Source organism: Frateuria sp. GZRR35, from assembly GCF_051900415.1.
In the GTDB taxonomy this organism is placed as follows: Bacteria; Pseudomonadota; Gammaproteobacteria; order Xanthomonadales; family Rhodanobacteraceae; genus Frateuria_A.
In genome coordinates, this window is the sequence record NZ_JBHZGL010000009.1 from 84,585 (window position 1) to 102,628 (window position 18,044).

Sequence of the window (18,044 nt, forward strand, 5' to 3'; positions counted from 1 at the left end):
CATGCCGGTCGATTCTAGCCCAAGCCCCCTGCCCGCTCCCGCTTCGCTGTGCCTTTTGCGCACCTCGGCGATCGGTGATGTCACCCACGTCGTACCGCTGGTGCGCACGTTGCAGGAGGCTTGGCCGCAGACGGCGCTGACCTGGTTGGTGGGCAAGCTCGAGCGCAGGCTGGTGGGCGATATCGAGGGGGTCGAGTTCGTCACCTTCGACAAGGGAGCGGGCTGGGCGGGCATGCGCGCGGTATGGCATGCGCTGCGCGGGCGGCGCTTCGATGCCCTGCTGCAAATGCAGGTGGCGGCGCGTTCGAACCTGCTGAGCCTGGGCGTGCGGGCCGCACGGCGCGTGGGCTACGACCGCGCGCGCTCCAAGGACCTGCACAGCCTGGTGATCAACGAGCGCATTCCCGCGCGCACCGGCGAGCACGTGCTCGATGCCATCGGCAGCTTCTGCGAGCCGCTGGGACTGAAACAGACGCAGGTGCGCTGGGATATCCCGACACCGGAGGAGGCACGCGCCTGGGCCGGGGAACAACTACCGGGCGACACGCCCACGCTGCTGGTCAGCCCCACGTCCAGCCATGCCCTGCGCAACTGGTATCCCGAGCGCTACGCGGCGTTGGTCGATCACGCGCTGGCGCGCGGCTGGCGCGTGGCACTGGTGGGCGGTCCGTCTCCCGGCGAGCGGACCATGGCCGACGCGGTGCTGGCGAGCTGCAAGCGCCAGCCGCTGGACCTCACCGGCAAGGACACGCTCAAGCGGATGCTCGCCATGTGCGGTCGGGCGCAGCTGTTGCTCACGCCCGATTCCGGCCCGATGCACATGGCCAATGCCGTCGGGACCAAGGTGCTGGGGCTGCATGCGGCAAGCAACCCGAACCGCTCCGGGCCCTACTCGGACCGAAGCTGGTGCGTGGACAAGTACGACGAGGCGGCGCGCCGCTTCCTCGGCAAGCCGGCGAGCGAACTGGCCTGGGGTACGAAGATCGAGCGACCAGGCGTGATGGGCCTGATCGAAGTCGATGACGTGATCGAGCGGTTCGAGGCGTTTGCCTCCTCGCGTGGGCTGGTTTGACTGGCTTCCTGCGCCGGGCCGGGTGACCGCTCGGGTTTGAGGCAGGCGCTTCGACGTCGCCTGCGGGCTGCCCAGCGCGATCGGATCACTACAACCGACTGCCCCGAGCGTGGACGCGCGGCGCCGGCGTCGAACAGCTCAGGCAGACGGGCGGTAATCCTGGTAGGACTTCTCCTCCACCAGCTGCGAGCCGAGCTTGAGGTTGATCTCGCGCTTGACCGCCGCACGCACGTCGTTGCGGAAATACACCGAACGCGCCAACTCGATGAACTCCGCATCGAAGGCCTGCGCCTTCTCCTTGAGGCGGATGCGATCCTCGATGTCCCACAGGTCCTCGTTGACCGCCAGCAACCGCGCGCGCTCGTCGGCGATGTCGGTCTGCGACGCGGTGTCGTTGGCCCAGGTCACGTTGAGCAGATCCAGCTCGTTGCGCACGTTGGCCAGCTTGGCCGGATCGGTGATCTGGCGCGCCTTGATCTCCAGGATGGTGATCTTGTCGATCAGCTCGCCGTAGGAAACCGGGACTTGGATGAGGCTCATGGGAACTCCGTAAATCAGGGGTAAGCGACGACGTCGGACACCAGCCAGGGATGTGCCGCGGCGGCGAACGCGCGTTGTTGCTGCAGGTCGCAGATGGTTCGGATGTCCCCGTCCATCGCACGGTCGCGATGCATGAAGGCGATCCGCTCGCGCAGCAGGGCGTGGGCGGTCCGCACGGCGGTGCCGGCGTGGAAGTCCTCGCCCTCGGACAACGCCGCCATCAGTTGGCGCACTTCCTGTTCGAACTGGGCGTAGTGCGGATGGCCCTCGCGCGGGGCGTTGCCGATCTTGGCAGCGAGCGCACGCCAGTCGCCACGAGCGGCCAGCCGGCGCGCGGCGTCGAGCATTTCGCGGCGGTAGTCCAGCGCCTGCGCGGCGGTATAGAGCTCCAGCGCCAGCACGTGGCCGAGATCCTCCATCATCTCCAGCACGTGGCGCGCCTCGTTGGCGCCCATCGAGACGTGGTCTTCGGCGTTGGCGCTGGTCGGGATCGAATACACGCTGGCCGGGTGCGCACGGGTGGCCAGGTCGTTGACCAGCGCGGCGGCGGTGTACTGCACGATCATGAAGCCCGAGTCGGTACCGTCTTCATTGCCGGTGAGGAACGCCGGCAGACCGTCGTTGGTGGCCGGATCGACCAGCTTGTTGAGGCGGCGCTCCGAAATCGAAGCCAGCACCGGGATGGCGGCCTTGACGTAGCTCATCGCCAGCGCCAGCGGCATGCCGTGGAAGTGGCCGGCGGAGATCACCTGTTCCTCGATGAACTGCGCGCCCTCGGCATCCGGGAAGATCAGCGGGTTGTCGGTGACCGAATTGAGCTCCACGTCGATCACGCGGCAGGCCTGCGCCCAGGCATCGCGCACCGCGCCGTGCACCTGCGGCATGCAGCGCAGGCAGTAGGCATCCTGCGGCTGGTGCTTCTTGCCGCCCTTGAACGGCAGGAATCGGTCGTAGAAGGCCTCGCGACCGTGCCGCTGGTTGGCCGGCACCCAGTCCCAGCCGATATCGAAGGACAGCGCCTGATCTTGCGGCAGCGTCCACGCTTCGGCCGACCACGGCTTGAAGCGCGGCACCAGGTGGTAGGGAATGTCGACCAGCGTGGAACCGGCCAGCAGTTGGCGCACGTGCGACGCCGCCTCGACCTGGCCCGGATGCGGGCGCAGCGCATGCACTTCCGGCCGCAGCGCGCCGCTGCGGCCGGCGAAGGCATCCAGTGTCATCGACGCGGCCAGGTCTGCCACGCCGAGCAGGTATTCAAGCTCGTCCAGCGCCAGCACCGCGGTGGCGAGCATCTGCGCGGTACCGTTGTTGAGTGCCAGGCCTTCCTTGAACGACAGGCGGATCGGCTCCAGCCCGGCGCGCTTCAGGGCTTCCCCGCCTGGCAGCCGCTCACCTTCGAAGAAGGCCTCGCCGCCGCCCAGCAGCACGATCGCCAGATGCGAGAGCGGCGCCAGGTCGCCGCTGGCGCCGACCGACCCCTTCTCCGGCACCACCGGCACCACGCCGCGGTTGAGCATCGCGGTGAGCGCCTGGAGGGTCGACACGCGGATGCCCGAATGGCCGCGCATCAGCGTGTTGATGCGGATCACCAGCATCGCCCGCACCACGTCCGGCGCGAACGGCTTGCCCACGCAAACCGCGTGGGTGACGATCAGGTTGTGCTGCAGCTCCTCCATGAGGCTCGCGCCGCCCTTGGGCGCATCCTGCAGCACCAGCTCGTCGCGCATGCGGTGCCCGCCCAGCAGCTTGTCGGCATTGCTGCCGAAGCCGGTGGTGACGCCATAGGTCGGCTCGCCGCAGCTGACCTTCTCGGCCAGGAAATCGGCTGCGTGGCGCACGCGTTCGAGTTGCGCCGGATCCAGCTCCACCGCCACGCCGCGGCGCGCCGCGGCAACCAGTTGCGCGCGGGTGAGGCTGCGGCCATCGAGAATGATCTTGTCCACCGGTGCTCCGTCGTGTTCGTGGGTGAGTCCGCGACTCACTGCCCCATCGCCGCTGCCTGTTCCAGTTCCACCCGCAGCGCCTTCACCAGTTCGCCGCGCGCCACCTCGAACTGGTCGCCGCGGCGCAGGTCCTTGACCGTCACCACGCCCTTGGCCAGTTCGTCCTCGCCCAGCACCACGGCAAAGCGGATGCCGGCGCGGTCGGCGTACTTGAACTGCTTGCCGAGCTTGCCGCTCTCCAGCACCGCCTCGGTGGCGATCCCGGCCGCACGCAGCTCGTTGGCGATCGCCAGGTAGGCCGGCAGCTGCGCCGGGTCCATCTGCGTCACCAGCACGTCCACCGTGCTGCGTGCGCTGCCCAGCAAGCCGGCATCGCGCAGTTGCCAGAACAGGCGGGTCAGGCCGATGGAGATGCCCACGCCCGGCAGCTTCGACTTGGTGTACTGGCTGGCCAGGTTCTCGTAGCGGCCGCCCGAGCAGATCGAGCCGATCTGCGGATGGTCGTTGAGCGTGGTCTCGTAGACGGTGCCGGTGTAGTAGTCCAGGCCGCGGGCGATCGAGAGGTTCAGCGCGAAATGCGTCTCGGGTACCCCAAAGTCGCGGATCAGCCCGAGCACTTCCTTCAGTTCGGCCCTGCCCTCCTCCAGCGCTTCGGAGCCGCTGCCCAGCGCGTCGAGTTTGGCGAAGGCGTCGTCCAGCGAGGTCGAGCGCACCTGGACGAAGTCGAGGATCTTCGCCGCGACCTCGGCCGACAGCCCGAAGGCCTCGCCGGTCAGCGTGTCGCGCACGTAATCAGGACCTCGCTTGTCGAGCTTGTCCACCTCGCGCAGCACCAGCATCTGCTGCTCGCTGTCGGCGATGCCCAGGCTCTCGAAGTAGCCCCGCATCAGCTTGCGGTTGTTGAGCTGGATGGTGAACGCGCCGATGTCCAGCTCGCGGAAGGTGCTGTAGATCACCGCCGGCAGTTCAGCGTCGTAGCGCGTGGTCAGGCTGTCCTTGCCGATCACGTCGATGTCGCACTGGTAGAACTCGCGGAAGCGCCCTCGCTGGGCGCGCTCGCCGCGGTATACGCGCTGCATCTGGTAGCGGCGGAACGGGAAGTTGAGGTTGTGCTCGTGCTCGGCGACGTAGCGCGCCAGCGGTACCGTGAGATCGAAGCGCAGCGCCAGATCGGGCTTCTCGCCCTGCTCCTGCGCGCCCGTCGACTGCACGAAGTACACCTGCCGCTCGGTCTCGCCGCCGGTCTTGGTCAGCAGGACATCGGCAAATTCGATCACCGGCGTCTCCACCGGCAGGAAGCCGAAGCGCTCGAAATTGCGGCGGATGGTGTCGAGCATGCGCTGGAACGCGATCTGGTCCAGCGGCAGCAACTCGAGCACGCCAGGCATGGTGCGGGCCGGGGTAAGCGCCATGGAATCCTCTGCTTGCGGGGTAACGGAAGCGGCGGCCGATGGCCGCGCGACGGCAGCCGCCTAGGTTAGCAGATGGGCACGCCCGCCCCGGCGCGCGATGCGCGAAAAAAAGCGGCGGGGATGTTGCCAAGCCTGCGCCGGCTCACTAAGATACGCGGCTCCACGGGGTGTAGCTCAGCCTGGTAGAGCGCTACGTTCGGGACGTAGAAGTCGCATGTTCGAATCATGTCACCCCGACCAAGGTTCGTGGAAAGGCCACCGCTAGCGGTGGCCTTTTTCTTTGGGGGTTTCCCGTAGGAGCGCCCTTGGGCGCGACCGTGCCGCCCGGTCGCGCCCAAGGGCGCTCCTACACGTCATCCCGCCAACGCAGCCAGCTGGTCCATTTCCTCAGCGTCGAAGCCGGCGGCCAGCCGTGCAGGATGGTTGAACGGCCCGCGCAGGCTGCCACCCATGTAATCACGGAGCAGTTGCACGAACGTCTCGCGCGGCTCCAGCCCGTCGCGTTCGCAGCACCAGCGGAACCAGCGCGTGCCTGCCGCCACGTGGGCCACCTCCTCGCGCAGGATCACTTCCAGGATCGCGATGGTGCGCTGGTCGCCGACGCCGCGCAGGCGCTCGATCATGCCAGGCGTCACGTCCAGGCCGCGGGCTTCCAGCACGCGTGGCACCAGTGCCATGCGGGCGAGGTCGCTGTGGGCGGTCTTGGCGGCCATCTCCCACAGGCCGTTGTGGGCGTCGAAGTCGCCGTAGGCGTGGCCCAGTTCGGCCAGCCGCTCCTGGAGCATCCGGAAGTGGCGCGCCTCGTCGTGGGCGCAGCTGGCCCAGTCGCGGTAGTAGGCGTCCGGGAAGCCGCGGAAGCGGTAGACCGCATCCCATGCCAGGTTGATCGCGTTGAACTCGATGTGTGCGATGGCATGGACCAGCGCCGCACGCCCCTCGGGCGTACCCAGGCCGCGTTGCGGGACCTGGCGCGCTTCGACCAGGCGCGGACGGAGCGGCCGGCCTGGCACCCCGATTGGCTCGGGAAGCGAGGCCTGCGGATCGGGTCGCAACTCGCCCGCCTGCAGACCCCGCCATGCTTCGTGAGTCAGGCGGAGCTTTTCCTCCGGATCGCTGGCGTCGAGGCAGCGGCGGGCGGCTTGGTGCAGGTCGGTCATGGGCCAAGTTTACGGTGTGGCTTGCGTTGCCATCGCCACGGAGCGACTGCATAGTGGCGCTCCACACTTTCCAGGGAACGGAACATGCAGAATTTTCGTACGGTCGAGATCAAGGCCTTCGTGCCGGCACGCGACTACGATCTGTCGCGACGCTTCTACGCCGACGCGGGCTTCGAGGAGAAGTCGAACTCCGATGGCGTGGCCTACTTCGCGGCGGGTGAATGCAGCTTCCTGCTGCAACGCTTCTACCAACAGGCACATGCCGAGAACTTCATGATGCACCTGCTGGTGGAAGACGCCGATGCCTGGCACCGGCGCCTGGTCGAGCAGGACATCGTCGGCCGCTATCGCGAGCATAACGTGCGCATGACCGCGCCAGCGGATCGCCCCTGGCGCATGCGCGACTTCCAGTTGACCGACCCGTCGGGCGTGCTCTGGCGCATCGCCCACAACATCGGCTGAGCCGGCATCAGGCGCTGCGGCGGGCGGCCTTGGCGTCGTCCGAGCGAAGCATCTCGATCTGCTGCAGGTACTCGCGGTCCAGGCCGGTGACGTACTCGCCGGAGAAGCAGGACGTGTCGAACTGCTTGAGCTCCTCGTTGCCGTCCTGCACCGCCCAGACCAGGTCGGCCAGGTCCTGGTAGATCAGCCAGTCAGCGCCTAGCAACTGCTCGATTTCCTTCTCGGATTTGCCCGCGGCGACCAGCTCGCTGGCCGAAGGCATGTCGATGCCGTAGACGTTGGGATAGCGCACCGGCGGCGCGGCCGAGGCGAAGTACACCTTTTTCGCCCCCGCATCGCGGGCCATCTGGATGATCTGCTTCGACGTGGTGCCGCGCACGATCGAGTCGTCGACCAGCAGCACCGTCTTGTTGCGGAACTCCAGGTCGATCGCGTTCAGCTTGCGGCGTACCGATTTCACGCGGTCACCCTGCCCCGGCATGATGAAGGTGCGGCCGACGTAGCGGTTCTTGACGAAGCCCTCGCGGAACGGCACGCCCAGCGCGGTGGCCAGCGAACTGGCGGCGGTGCGCGCGGTATCCGGGATCGGGATCACCGCGTCGATGCCATGATCGGGACGCTCGCGCAGGATTTTCTGCGCCAGCTTTTCGCCCATGCGCAGGCGCGCCTTGTAGACCGAGACGTCCTCGATCATCGAGTCGGGCCGGGCCAGGTAGACGTACTCGAAGATGCACGGCGCGTGCATGGCGCCCTCGGCGCAGCGGCGCGCGTGCAGCTGGCCGTCCACCGTGATGTAGACCGCCTCGCCCGGTTCCACGTCGCGCACGCGCTTGAACCCAAGCACATCGAACGCGACCGATTCGGACGCCACCGCGTATTCGCGCCCTTCCGGCGTCACCCGCTCGCCCAGCACCAGCGGACGGATGCCGTGCGGGTCACGGAAGGCCAGCAGCCCGTAGCCCTGGATCAGCGCCAGGCAGGCGTAGCCGCCGCGCGCGCGGGCGTGCACGCCGGCGACGGCCTTGAAGATCTGGTCGGGCGTCAGCGCCATGCGGTCCTGGATCTGCAGCTCGTGCGCGAGCACGTTGAGCAGCACCTCGGAATCCGAATCGGTGTTGATGTGCCGGCGGTCGTCCTGAAACATCTCGCGCCGCAGCGCTTCGGTGTTCACCAGGTTGCCGTTGTGCGCGAAGGCGATGCCGTAGGGCGAGTTGACGTAGAACGGCTGCGCCTCGTCGGCATTGTCCGAGCCGGCGGTCGGGTAACGGCAATGGCCGATGCCGATGGCGCCGCGCAGGCGGCTCATCGCGGTCTGGTTGAACACGTCGCGCACCAGGCCGTTGCCCTTGTGCAGGCGCAGGTGCGCGCCATCGACGGTGACGATGCCGGCCGCGTCCTGCCCGCGGTGCTGCAGCACCGTGAGTCCGTCATAAAGCGCCGATGCCACTTCAGTGGTACCGACGATGCCGATGATTCCGCACATGGTTTGATGCCCTGCTCTCGTTGAGCGTGATGTTGTGAGGCGTGTTCAGGTAAGCGTGGCCGCTCGCACGGCCGAAAGGACAGATTGCGCCGGCGCGGGTGAACTGCCCGGAAGTGCCGGCAAGGTGCCCGGCGGCAACGCGGGAAGCTGCGCTGGCGGATGCAGGTAGCGGCGCACGCTCTGTGGCACCCGCTCGCCCAGCCAGGCGGCCGCGCCGGTGAACTGCGGCAGCAGCAGCGAGTGCTGCCAACCGGCCTCGCGGGTCAGTGCGGTGAAGCCAGCCAGGAACACCACCAGCGTCACCAGCAGCACGCCCCGCGCAAAACCGAACAACATGCCCAGCAAACGGTCCAGCCCGCCCAGCCCGATCCCGGAAAGGATCCGCCGGGCGACAAACCGCAGCAGCGCACCGACGATCAGCACCACCGCGAAGCAAAGCCCGTAGCCCAGCAGGATGCGCGCCGCCGGCAGCGAGATGCTGTGCTCGAAGTGCGCCGCGACCACCGGTCCGAACGTCCAGGCGACCCAGAACGCGGCCACCCAGGCGACCAGCGACAACACTTCCGAAACCAGCCCGCGCCACAACCCGACCAGCACCGACAAGGCCAGCACGGCGAGGATGGTGAAGTCGATCCAGTTCATGCCTGCCGCCCCGCTGTCGCGCCTTACGGCACGCTCACCACGTTGCCGGCCATCCCAAGCTTGGCCTTGATCTGGTCGCGCACGCGCTCGGCATCCGCGCGCTGGATCTGCGGGCCAGCCCGCACGCGCCACAGGGTGCGGCCACCGCTGCTGACCGAATCGGTAAACCCGTCGAAGCCGGCCGCGCGCAGCTTGTCGCGCAGCGCATTGGCATCGGCCTGGCTGCCCATCGCCGCCACCTGCACCGCGTAGCCACCGGCACGCGACGGAGCCGCTGGCGATTTCGTTGGGGCGGCAGCGACGTCACCATGTTGGTCGCTGGCACCACTTTCAAGGTGCGCCGGCGCCCCCGGAATGCTCTGGGTGATCTTCAGGCGCGCGGCCTCGGCGGCCGTGCGCGTCTGGAACGGCCCGGCAGTCACCAGCGTGAGCGCGCGGCCACGCTGCCGGATCGGTGCGCCGCTGACCGGATAGCCCAGCGCGCGCACCTTCTGGATCAGCCGCTGCGCACCCTCGTTCGAGTAGGCGCTGAGGTTGAGCGTGAAGTTGCCGCGCGCCGCGGTGCCAGCCGTATCGGCTGGCGCGCTCGCGATCGCAGGCTCGTCGGCGGGCTTCTCGGACGGCTTCGGCGCCGCAGGCTCAGGCTTGATAATTTCCGGCTGGGGAGCCTGCGCGGGCGTGGCCGCGTCCGGCTCCATTTCCACGTCATGCGGACGACGCGAGGCGATGTCGACGGTGGCCAGGCGGTCCGACGATGCCGACGCGCTCGACTGGGTCCTCGCCGGAATCACCGGCGCCGTGGTGCCGCTGCTGGCGGGCGCGTTCGGGTCCAGGCTCATCGTGCGCGTCTGCAGGTCGCGATCGGGTGCCGGCGGGATCGCCAGGCTCACCGCCTGGTCGCCCGCGGCCGTGGGCGGCGTGCTGGAGAAGAACATCGGCACGAACAGCACCAGCAACGCGAACAGGACGAAGGCACCCAGCAGGCGTGTTTTCAAGACTGAAGCTCCAAGGCGGCACGGCATGCAACACGACGATTATACCTGCCCGCGCCGCCGGCACGGTTCGCTCAGGCGGTCGGTTCAGCCAGCACCGCACTGGCGACGAAGAACGAGCCGAACGCCAGGATGCACTCGCCTGGCCGCGCCTGCGCGCGTGCCGCGGCCAGCGCATCGGTGACACTGGCATGCGCGTCGTGGCTCGCCTCCGGCAGGGTCTGGCGCAGCGCTTCGACCAGCGCGCCGATGGGCAGGCCGCGGGGTGAGTCTCTGTCCAGTCCGGCCAGGTGCCAGTGGTCGACCCGCGGCCCCAGCGCACTCAGCACGCCCGCCACGTCCTTGTCGGCCAGGACACCGTAGACCGCGTGCACGCGCGGGAACTGACGCAGTTGCAGCCAGTCCGCCAGGGCGCGGGCCGCCTGCGGGTTGTGGCCCACGTCCACCACCACCGCCGGGTCGCCGCCGAGCGTTTGCAGGCGCGCGCGCACCTGTACGGCCTTCAGGCCATCGGCGGCGGCCTGGCCCAGCGCGATCGGCGCGGCCAATCCGCCGATCGCGTCGAGCGCGTGCAGTGCGGCGATCGCGGCGGCGGCGTTGGCGTACTGCACCGGTGCGGCGAGCGCCGGATCGGGCAGTTCGAAAGCGGTGCCGTCGCGGTGCTGCCAGCGCCATCCCTGCAGGTGCCGTTCCACGCGGAAATCACGCCCCGCCCGCTGCACCTGTGCGCCGCTGGCCGCCAGCGCCTCGAGCAGGCCGGCCGGCGGCTCGAGTTCGCCCACGATGGCCGGGCGCCCGCGCCGCGCGATACCGGCCTTTTCGCGGCCGATGCTGTCGCGGTCGTTGCCCAGCCAGTCCATGTGGTCCATGTCGATGGTGGTGATGATCACCGCGTCGGCGTCAACGATATTGACGGCATCGAGCCGGCCGCCGAGACCGACCTCGAGTACGGCGACGTCGAGGTCGGCGCGGGCGAACAGGTCGAGCGCGGCGAGCGTGCCGTATTCGAAGTAGGTCAGTGGGATGGCATCCGCGCCGCTGCCGCGTGCGGCTTCGATGCGTTCGAACGCGGCGACGAGGTCCTCGTCCGTCGCGTCATGGCCATCGATGCACACGCGTTCGTTGTAACGAAGCAGGTGCGGGGAGGTGTAGCAGCCGACCCGCCTTCCGGCGGCACCCAGCACGGCTTCGAGCAGCGCAACGGTGGAGCCCTTGCCATTGGTGCCACCAACGGTGATCACGCGCCGCGCCGGAGCTTTGGCGCCCATGCATTGCCATACCTTGTTTACCCGCTCGAGGCCGAGCTCGATGCTGTGGGGATTGACGCCTTCCTGGTAGGCAAGCCATTCGGCCAGCGTGCTTGGCATGGGGGGCCTTTGTGGTGGGGCGGCGCGCAGCTTAAGGCATCGAGGGGGGCGGCGCCTTTTGCTGGTGGTTTCGTTGGCGCTGATTCGTGGATGTTCGCGACTTGGCTTGCCTGCCGCGGGCTTTCGATCGCCTGCCGGCATTGAGGCGGAAGCGTGCAAAGTTGCTTTGCTCCCTCTCCCCTCCGGGGAGAGGGCTGGGGTGAGGGGCCGGGACTCGCGCGGATGGTCCCTACGGAGGTTGCTTGGTTGTCGCCCTTGCGTAGCCTCCCCGCGACTGGGCTCGCCTGCCGCGGGCTTCCGATCGCCTGCCGGCGCTCGGGTCACTTTTCTTTGCTGGCCCAAAGAAAAGTAACCAAAAGAAATGGCCTGCTAAGCCCGGTGAGAGATAAAAGCTAGGTGCCGCCTCGCCTTGATGGGTCAGTCACTTGCTCTTAGAGGAGCTGCCGCCGCTTTACCGCGGACGCTCGTGAGTTGGGGCGAGAGTGGGTTTGCGGCTGTGTGGAGCAGCTACCGATGGAGACTTCAGAGCAGCCGGTGGTTCTGGCGCACCGGCATGACCTCTCGGCTCGAAGGCACACTGTTCGTTTCGCTTTGTCGTTGCGAGCCCTACGGGCAGTCAATGACGAATGTACGCTTCGCGAGAGGAGAGTCACCAAACGCCGATACCAGCCAACCCGCGAAGTGCCTCCCTGGCCTCGGCTCCCGAGCGCCCGCGGTATAGCGGCGGCAGCTCCTCTAAGAGCAAGCGACTGACCAAGCGAAGCGAAGGGGCACCTAGCTTTTTAGTCACCCCGTGTTTAGCAGGCCATTTCTTTGGTTACTTTCTTTGGGCCAGCAAAGAAAGTGACCCGAGCGCCGGCAGGCGATCGGAAGCCCGCGGCAGGCGAGCCCAGTCGCGGGGAGCCCACGCAGGAACGACAAGCAAAGCCCCCTTATGCAGGAGGCGCCCCCGCGAGCCCCGGCCCCTCACCCCAGCCCTCTCCCCGGAGGGGAGCGGGCGCAAAGCAACTTTGCACGCTTCCGCCTCCATGCCGGCAGGCGATCGAAAGCCGTCGAAGCCAGCCACGTCGTGGACAAACCCCGCAAGAGCGGGATCAGAGACGGGCTCTCCGCAACCGCAGGGCGTTCGTCACCACCGAGACCGACGACAAGCTCATCGCCAGCGCCGCCACCATCGGTGAAAGCACCACGCCAAAAACCGGATACAACACCCCGGCCGCCAACGGCACCCCCACCGCGTTGTAAACGAAAGCAAAAAACAGATTCTGGCGAATATTCCGCACCGTGGCCTGCGACAACGCCCGTGCCCGACCGATCGCCGACAGCTCCCCGCGCACCAGCGTCACCTGCGCACTTTCCATCGCCACGTCCGTGCCACTCCCCATGGCGATACCCACGTCCGCGGCCGCCAGGGCCGGCGCATCGTTGATGCCGTCACCGGCCATCGCCACCCGTCGCCCCTCACGTTTGAGCCGCTCGACCACCGCCGCCTTGTCCGCGGGCGAGACATCGGCATGCACCTCGTCGATGCCCAGCTGGCGCGCCACCGCCTGCGCCGTGGTGGCGTTGTCGCCAGTGAGCATCACGATGCGCAGCCCCTCGCCTCGCAGCCTGTCGAGTGCTGCGGACGTATCGGCCTTGATGCGGTCCGCCACGGCGACCAGGCCAACCAGCGCACCATCGACGGCCAGGAACATCACCGTGGCGCCCTCGCCCCGCAGGCGTTCGGCCTGCCGCGCGACAGGCTCGCCCAACGCCACCTGCAGCTCGTCGAGCAAGCGCGCATTGCCCAATGCGACTTCGCGGCCATCCACTTGGGCCCGCACGCCACGACCGGTGAGCGAACGGAAGCCAGCCGCCGCCGGGATCGCCCCGCCCTCCGCCGATGCGCCGGCCACGATCGCGCGTGCCAGCGGGTGTTCGCTCGCCTGCTCCAGCGCGGCGGCCAGCGCCAGCAATTGCGCTCGCGAAAGATCGCCGAAGGCAAGCACGTCGGTCAGGACCGGACGCCCCTCGGTGAGCGTGCCGGTCTTGTCCACCACCAGCGTGTCGACGCCCTGCAGCGCCTCGATCGCCGCCGCGTCGCGGAACAGCACGCCCGCCTGCGCACCGCGACCGCTGGCGACCATGATCGAGATCGGCGTGGCCAGGCCCAGGGCGCAGGGACAGGCGATGATCAGCACCGACACCGCGGCGATGAGCGCGTGCGCCAACCGCGGCTGCGGTCCGAGCGCGGCCCATGCGGCGAACGCCAGCACCGCGACCGTGACCACTGCCGGCACGAACCACGCCGCCACGCGATCGGCCACCCGCTGCAGCGGTGCGCGGCTGCGCTGGGCCTGTGCGACCAGTGCGACGATCTGCGCCAGCATCGTCTCGCCGCCGACTTTCTCCGCACGCAGCACCAGCGTGCCGTCCTGGTTGACCGTGCCCGCGGTCAGGCGGTCGCCGGTGGCCTTGGCCACCGGCATCGGCTCGCCGGTGAGCATCGATTCGTCGACGTGGCTCTCGCCCTCGGTGGCGACCCCGTCGACCGGCACCTTTTCGCCCGGACGCACGCGCAGCAGGTCACCCACTTGCACCGCTTCCAGCGGCACGTCGTGTTCGTGGCCGTGCTCCAGGCGGCGCGCGGTCTTCGGCGCCAGCCCGAGCAATGCCTTCAACGCTTCGCCAGTACGGCGACGGGCGCGCAGTTCCAGCAGGTCACCCAGGCTGACCAGGGTGACGATCACGGCCGCCGATTCGAAGTACACGCCCACGCGGCCGTGCATGCGCAAGCCGGCCGGGAATAGCCCTGGCACAAGTAGCGCGACCACGCTGTAGAGCCATGCCACGCCGGTGCCCAGGGCAATCAGCGTGTACATGTTCGGCGACCACGGCCGCAGCGAGCGCCAGCCGCGGCGGAAGAACGGCGCGCCGCCCCACAGCACCACGACGCTGGCAAGCAAGGCTTCGATCCAGCCCAGCACGCCCGCCCAGCGCATCGGCCAGCCACGGCCGACCAGGTGCGGGCCCATCGCCACCACCAGCACCGGCAAGGTCAGCGCGACCAGCCAGCCGAAGCGGCGCGCCAGGGCACGCACTTCGCCGCCGTCGTCGGATTCCGCGCTGGGCGCGAGCGGCTCCAGCGCCATGCCGCACTTGGGGCAATCGCCCGGCCCGACCTGGCGCACCTCCGGATGCATCGGGCAGGTGTAGATGGCGCCGTGGTCGGCGGGCGGTGCCGGTCGCTCACCCAGGAATTGCCCGGGGCTCTCCAGGAAGCGTTCGCGGCAACGCGCGCTGCAGAAGTACCAGGTCCTGCCCTCGTGTTCGGCGCGGTGCCTGGCCGTGTGCGGATCGACGTCCATCCCGCAGACCGGGTCCTTGACGAGGTGCGAGGACCGCTCTGCGGGCGCACCGGTCGCTCCATGGCAGGCGGGGGCTGCCGCCCGCGCGGGCGCGTTGCCTGCGAACGCTTCAGGGGCGGCCAGGAAGCGCTCGCGGCAGCGCGCGCCGCAGAAGTGGTAGGTGCGACCGGCGTGGTCGGCATGATGGGGCGTGCTCGCCGGATCCACCGCCATCCCGCATACCGGATCCCGCTCGCCCGCTGTCGGGAATGTATGGCAGCAATTGCTCATGGCTGCTCCTCCCCGCCCAGCGCGCGCAGGATCGGGCAGGTTTCGGGCGCGCCATGGCCTGGGCAGGCTTCGACCAACTCGGCCAGCCCGGCGCGCACGCGCTCCAGTTCGGCGATGCGCGCCTCGATATCGGCCAGCCGCTGCTCGGCGCGCTGCTTGACCGCCTTGACGCCGCGCTTGCGGTCGGCGGAGAGCGCGAGCAGGTCGCGAATCTCCTCCAGCGTGAAGCCCAGGTTCTTGGCACGGCGGATGAAGCGCAACCGCGCGACCGTGCCCTCGCCGTAGCTGCGGTAGCCGGATGGGCGCCGCGTGGGCTCGGGCAGCAGCCCTTCCCGCTCGTAATAGCGGATGGTGTCGATGGCCACGCCGGCGCGCTTGGCGACGGCACCGATGGTAAGCGGCGTCTGGAGGTTCATGGCGCAAGTCTAGACCCTTGATTAAGGTCCAGAGTCAAGCCGCTGCTCTCAGGGCGGGCTCTGCTCACCGGCCAGGGGCGACGCAAGCGGCGGGCTGAAGCCCACCCCACGGGACGCTCAGCGTTTGAGGATGGTGTGCACCCACGCCACGTAGCTGTCGACGAAGCCCTGCAGGAACTTGTGCGTGCTGTCGACGGTGATGTTGCCATCGGCGTCGACCGGGCCGTCGTCCTTGAACTGCACGAACACCTCAGGCTGTCCCAGCATGGGGACATCCAGATAGGCGAGCACGTTGCGCAGGTGCTGTTGCGCCAGCGCGCTGCCGGTCGAGCCGATCGACGCGCCGATCACCGCGCCGGGTTTGCCGGCGAACGCATTGGTGCCGTACGGGCGGGAGGCGATGTCGATGGCGTTCTTCAGCACGCCCGGCACGGAACGGTTGTACTCGGGGGTGACGAACAGCAGCGCATCCGCCGCCTGGATCTGCTGCTTCATCGTCGTCCACGACGCCGGGTAGTTGCCGTCGAGGTCCTGGTCGTACAGTGGCAGGTCGCCGATGGCTACGTGTTCGAACACCAGCTCGTCGGGCGCCAGCTTCTCCACCGCGTGGGCCAACCGGCGGTTGAACGAGTCCTTGCGCAGGCTGCCGACCAGAACGGCCACTTTGATGCTCATGGGGAATCTCCGCGAGGCGCGCCCTGCCGGGCGTCATCGTTTCGTGAAAGGCGAGCGGTGTGACTGCTCGTATGGGTCCATAGCTACCCCACAGGGTCAGACACGGCCGCGATTCGGCGAAGCATGAGGCGCGCGCCGGCAAGGGCCCGTGAGTGCAGGGGGCCATCCGCGCCTTGGCACGGAGCCTGCTAGATCAGCCCCTGGCTCGCCTGTAAAAAGCGGGCGAAGGACCGGACGGTTCGCGTAGGATCGTCTTCAACGCAGGCGCGACGGCCAGGAGGGGGTCGCCGCGCCGGGGCAACGGGTGGGGGTCGCGGACTGCAGGGACGTGCAGCCGTCGCCAAGCGGGGACAAGGGGATGCGAACGCTGTCCGCAGCAAGGATCTGGCACCGATGCAGGCTCCCGTTGATCGGAAGCGTGCTCGGCTTGCTGTGGCTGTGGTTCGGCGTGGTGCACGCGGCCATGCTGCTGGATGGCGGCTGGCGCGAGGCGCATCCCGGCGACACCCCCGCCGCCGTGCTGCAACAGTTCCACAAGGGCCAACTTGCCTCGTTCGACCCGTCGCTGCTGCACAGCTTTCCGCGCGAGAACCTGGGCACTTGGGTGGTGCTGCGTCCGCAGCCCCCGTGGGTGAACGAGGAACGGGTATTAACCATCTATCCGCCTGCGCTGGGGCGGATCACGGTCTATGACGAAAACGGCCCTGTCAGCCATCTGGCGCTGGACGACATCGGCGGCCCGCCGCTGGGGCACGGACGGCTGGCCTTCCGCTATCCGGCCAGCGTGCCCGCCTCCGCCCTCATCCTGCTGAAGCTCGAACCGGTGGACGGGCTCTCGCCGCCGCTGAGCTTCCGCCTGGAATCGCTGACCGCCTTCCTCGGCCATGACGCGCACTGGCTTACGCTGTTCAGTGCCTGCTTTGCCGTGATGCTGACGATGGCGCTGATGGCGCTGTGTTTCGCGCTCATGCTGCGCGATAACACGTTCTTCTGGTATGCCGGTTACATCTTCTGTTATGCGCTGATCCAGAGCATCCAGACCGGTTTCCTGTTCCATCCGCTGGAAGCGACGTGGCTGGCGCCTTCGGCCAGCCTGCTCGAATCGACTTCGATCGCCCTGTCGGTGGCTTTTGCGGCGCTGTTCATGGCGCGATTCTGCGAGCTGCAGCGTTTCGCCCCTCTGTTGCGCGCGCCCGTGCTGGCGCTGGCCATCGGCATGCCCATGCTGGTGCTGATGCGCAGCAGTTCGATCGGGCTGCTGGTGGATGCCGCGCAGGCGCTGGTCGATCCGCTGCTGATCCTGGGCGCATTGTTGATGCTGCTCTCCGCCATCGTGGCCGCCTCGCACGGCTCCCGCCACGCATGGTTCTTCCTGGTCGGCTGGACGCCGCTTCTGGCGCTGACCGCGCTATCGACCGCCCAGCTAAGCGGTGCCCTGCCCAACATGAGCTGGACCAGCGACGCCAGCGTGGTGGCCGGCGCGTTCGAGGCGATCGTGTTGTCGATCGGCCTGGGTGATCGCGCGCTGACCATGCGACGCGACCGCGACATGGTGCGTGCGCTGGCCGACAACGATTCGCTCACCGGGGTACTCAACCGCCGCGCGTGGAACGAGGCGGCCGAGACGATGCTGGACGAAAGCACCGGCCGGCCGGTCGCGCTGCTGTTCCTCGACCTGGACCGCTTCAAGCTGCTCAACGACCAGCAGGGCCATCGCGCCGGCGACCGCGCGCTGATCGAGGTGGCCGAAGCGCTGCGCGCCGAGCTGCGCCCTTCGGACCTGCTCGGGCGCTATGGCGGCGAAGAGTTCATCGCCATGCTCGACGGCGTCGTCGAAGAACAGGCCATGCAGGTGGCCACCCGCCTGTGCCGGCGCGTGCACCGGCTGGAAATCCCGGTCAACGGTGAACTCATGCTCAGCGTGAGCATTGGCGTGGCCATGCGCACTCTGGCCGATACGGTGGAAACGCTGATCGAACGGGCCGACCAGGCGATGTATCAGGCCAAGGTAAACGGCCGCAACCAGGCACGTCTTTACGACCGGCCGCGGGCCATCACCGAGGGCGCGTGGCCGCGCGTTAGCGAAGTCGAAGAATAGGCCGTGTGGCGGCTTGCGCCATTCGCCCTTCGGGAGCCTCGCGGGCGCGGGGAGAAAACCTGAGCCGGAACCCTGCCTGGTGCGCCTTCCCCCCGTTCACGGGGGAAGGTGCCCGAAGGGCGGATGGGGGAAGCCTTGCCTCGAACTCTCCCGACCGGGCGCTTC

At 68.4% G+C, this 18,044-nt stretch carries 14 protein-coding genes and 1 tRNA gene; 4 read left to right on the forward strand and 11 right to left on the reverse strand.

Annotated elements, in window-relative coordinates; all coding sequences use genetic code 11:
- Nucleotide 1 precedes the first annotated feature (1 nt).
- Nucleotides 2-1,072, forward strand: a complete 1,071-nt coding sequence (locus ACFWZ3_RS11930) for a glycosyltransferase family 9 protein (RefSeq protein ID WP_439707942.1) — start codon at nucleotides 2-4, stop codon at nucleotides 1,070-1,072.
- A 138-nt stretch (nucleotides 1,073-1,210) separates the two neighbouring features.
- Here ACFWZ3_RS11930 and ACFWZ3_RS11935 read toward each other — a convergent pair whose 3' ends face one another.
- From ACFWZ3_RS11935 to hisS, 3 genes are read right to left on the reverse strand one after another with little or no spacing between them, the layout of a single operon-like run.
- Complete coding sequence (locus ACFWZ3_RS11935; RefSeq protein WP_439707943.1) at nucleotides 1,211-1,612, reverse strand: DUF6165 family protein; 402 nt, start codon at nucleotides 1,610-1,612, stop codon at nucleotides 1,211-1,213.
- 14 nt (nucleotides 1,613-1,626) lie between these two features.
- The gene (locus ACFWZ3_RS11940; protein WP_439707944.1) at nucleotides 1,627-3,555 is read right to left on the reverse strand and encodes an HAL/PAL/TAL family ammonia-lyase; all 1,929 of its coding nucleotides are present in this window, start codon (nucleotides 3,553-3,555) and stop codon (nucleotides 1,627-1,629) included.
- Nucleotides 3,556-3,590: 35 nt separating this feature from the next.
- On the reverse strand, nucleotides 3,591-4,967 hold the full coding sequence (gene hisS / locus ACFWZ3_RS11945; protein ID WP_439707945.1) for a histidine--tRNA ligase: 1,377 nt from the start codon (nucleotides 4,965-4,967) through the stop codon (nucleotides 3,591-3,593).
- A 163-nt stretch (nucleotides 4,968-5,130) separates the two neighbouring features.
- Here hisS and ACFWZ3_RS11950 point away from each other — a divergent pair.
- Nucleotides 5,131-5,207 (forward strand) — tRNA-Pro (locus ACFWZ3_RS11950).
- A gap of 113 nt (nucleotides 5,208-5,320) precedes the next feature.
- Here the strand turns inward: ACFWZ3_RS11950 and ACFWZ3_RS11955 are convergent.
- The gene (locus ACFWZ3_RS11955) at nucleotides 5,321-6,124 is read right to left on the reverse strand and encodes a ferritin-like domain-containing protein (protein ID WP_439707946.1); all 804 of its coding nucleotides are present in this window, start codon (nucleotides 6,122-6,124) and stop codon (nucleotides 5,321-5,323) included.
- Between the two features lie 84 nt (nucleotides 6,125-6,208).
- On the opposite strand from ACFWZ3_RS11955, the gene ACFWZ3_RS11960 reads away from it, so the two are divergent.
- Nucleotides 6,209-6,586: a VOC family protein gene (locus ACFWZ3_RS11960; RefSeq protein ID WP_439707947.1), complete on the forward strand. Its 378-nt coding sequence runs from the start codon at nucleotides 6,209-6,211 to the stop codon at nucleotides 6,584-6,586.
- A 7-nt stretch (nucleotides 6,587-6,593) separates the two neighbouring features.
- Here ACFWZ3_RS11960 and purF read toward each other — a convergent pair whose 3' ends face one another.
- The 7 genes from purF to ACFWZ3_RS11995 all read right to left on the reverse strand — a co-directional run bounded on the left by purF (nucleotide 6,594) and on the right by ACFWZ3_RS11995 (nucleotide 15,781).
- Nucleotides 6,594-8,069 (reverse strand): amidophosphoribosyltransferase, encoded by a 1,476-nt coding sequence (gene purF / locus ACFWZ3_RS11965; protein WP_439707948.1) that lies wholly within the window; start codon nucleotides 8,067-8,069, stop codon nucleotides 6,594-6,596.
- A gap of 45 nt (nucleotides 8,070-8,114) precedes the next feature.
- Nucleotides 8,115-8,711: a CvpA family protein gene (locus tag ACFWZ3_RS11970; RefSeq protein ID WP_439707949.1), complete on the reverse strand. Its 597-nt coding sequence runs from the start codon at nucleotides 8,709-8,711 to the stop codon at nucleotides 8,115-8,117.
- 23 nt (nucleotides 8,712-8,734) lie between these two features.
- On the reverse strand, nucleotides 8,735-9,706 hold the full coding sequence (locus ACFWZ3_RS11975; protein ID WP_439707950.1) for an SPOR domain-containing protein: 972 nt from the start codon (nucleotides 9,704-9,706) through the stop codon (nucleotides 8,735-8,737).
- A gap of 71 nt (nucleotides 9,707-9,777) precedes the next feature.
- A complete protein-coding gene (gene folC / locus ACFWZ3_RS11980) occupies nucleotides 9,778-11,070 on the reverse strand; it encodes a bifunctional tetrahydrofolate synthase/dihydrofolate synthase (RefSeq protein WP_439707951.1) in 1,293 nt (430 codons plus the stop codon).
- Nucleotides 11,071-12,164: 1,094 nt separating this feature from the next.
- Nucleotides 12,165-14,690: a heavy metal translocating P-type ATPase gene (locus ACFWZ3_RS11985; protein WP_439707952.1), complete on the reverse strand. Its 2,526-nt coding sequence runs from the start codon at nucleotides 14,688-14,690 to the stop codon at nucleotides 12,165-12,167.
- On the reverse strand, nucleotides 14,687-15,106 hold the full coding sequence (locus tag ACFWZ3_RS11990; protein WP_439707953.1) for a heavy metal-responsive transcriptional regulator: 420 nt from the start codon (nucleotides 15,104-15,106) through the stop codon (nucleotides 14,687-14,689). The genes ACFWZ3_RS11985 and ACFWZ3_RS11990 overlap by 4 nt, the downstream gene beginning before the upstream one ends.
- A gap of 117 nt (nucleotides 15,107-15,223) precedes the next feature.
- The gene (locus ACFWZ3_RS11995; RefSeq protein ID WP_439707954.1) at nucleotides 15,224-15,781 is read right to left on the reverse strand and encodes an NADPH-dependent FMN reductase; all 558 of its coding nucleotides are present in this window, start codon (nucleotides 15,779-15,781) and stop codon (nucleotides 15,224-15,226) included.
- A 418-nt stretch (nucleotides 15,782-16,199) separates the two neighbouring features.
- On the opposite strand from ACFWZ3_RS11995, the gene ACFWZ3_RS12000 reads away from it, so the two are divergent.
- Nucleotides 16,200-17,879 (forward strand): diguanylate cyclase domain-containing protein, encoded by a 1,680-nt coding sequence (locus ACFWZ3_RS12000; protein WP_439707955.1) that lies wholly within the window; start codon nucleotides 16,200-16,202, stop codon nucleotides 17,877-17,879.
- Nucleotides 17,880-18,044: the final 165 nt, after the last annotated feature.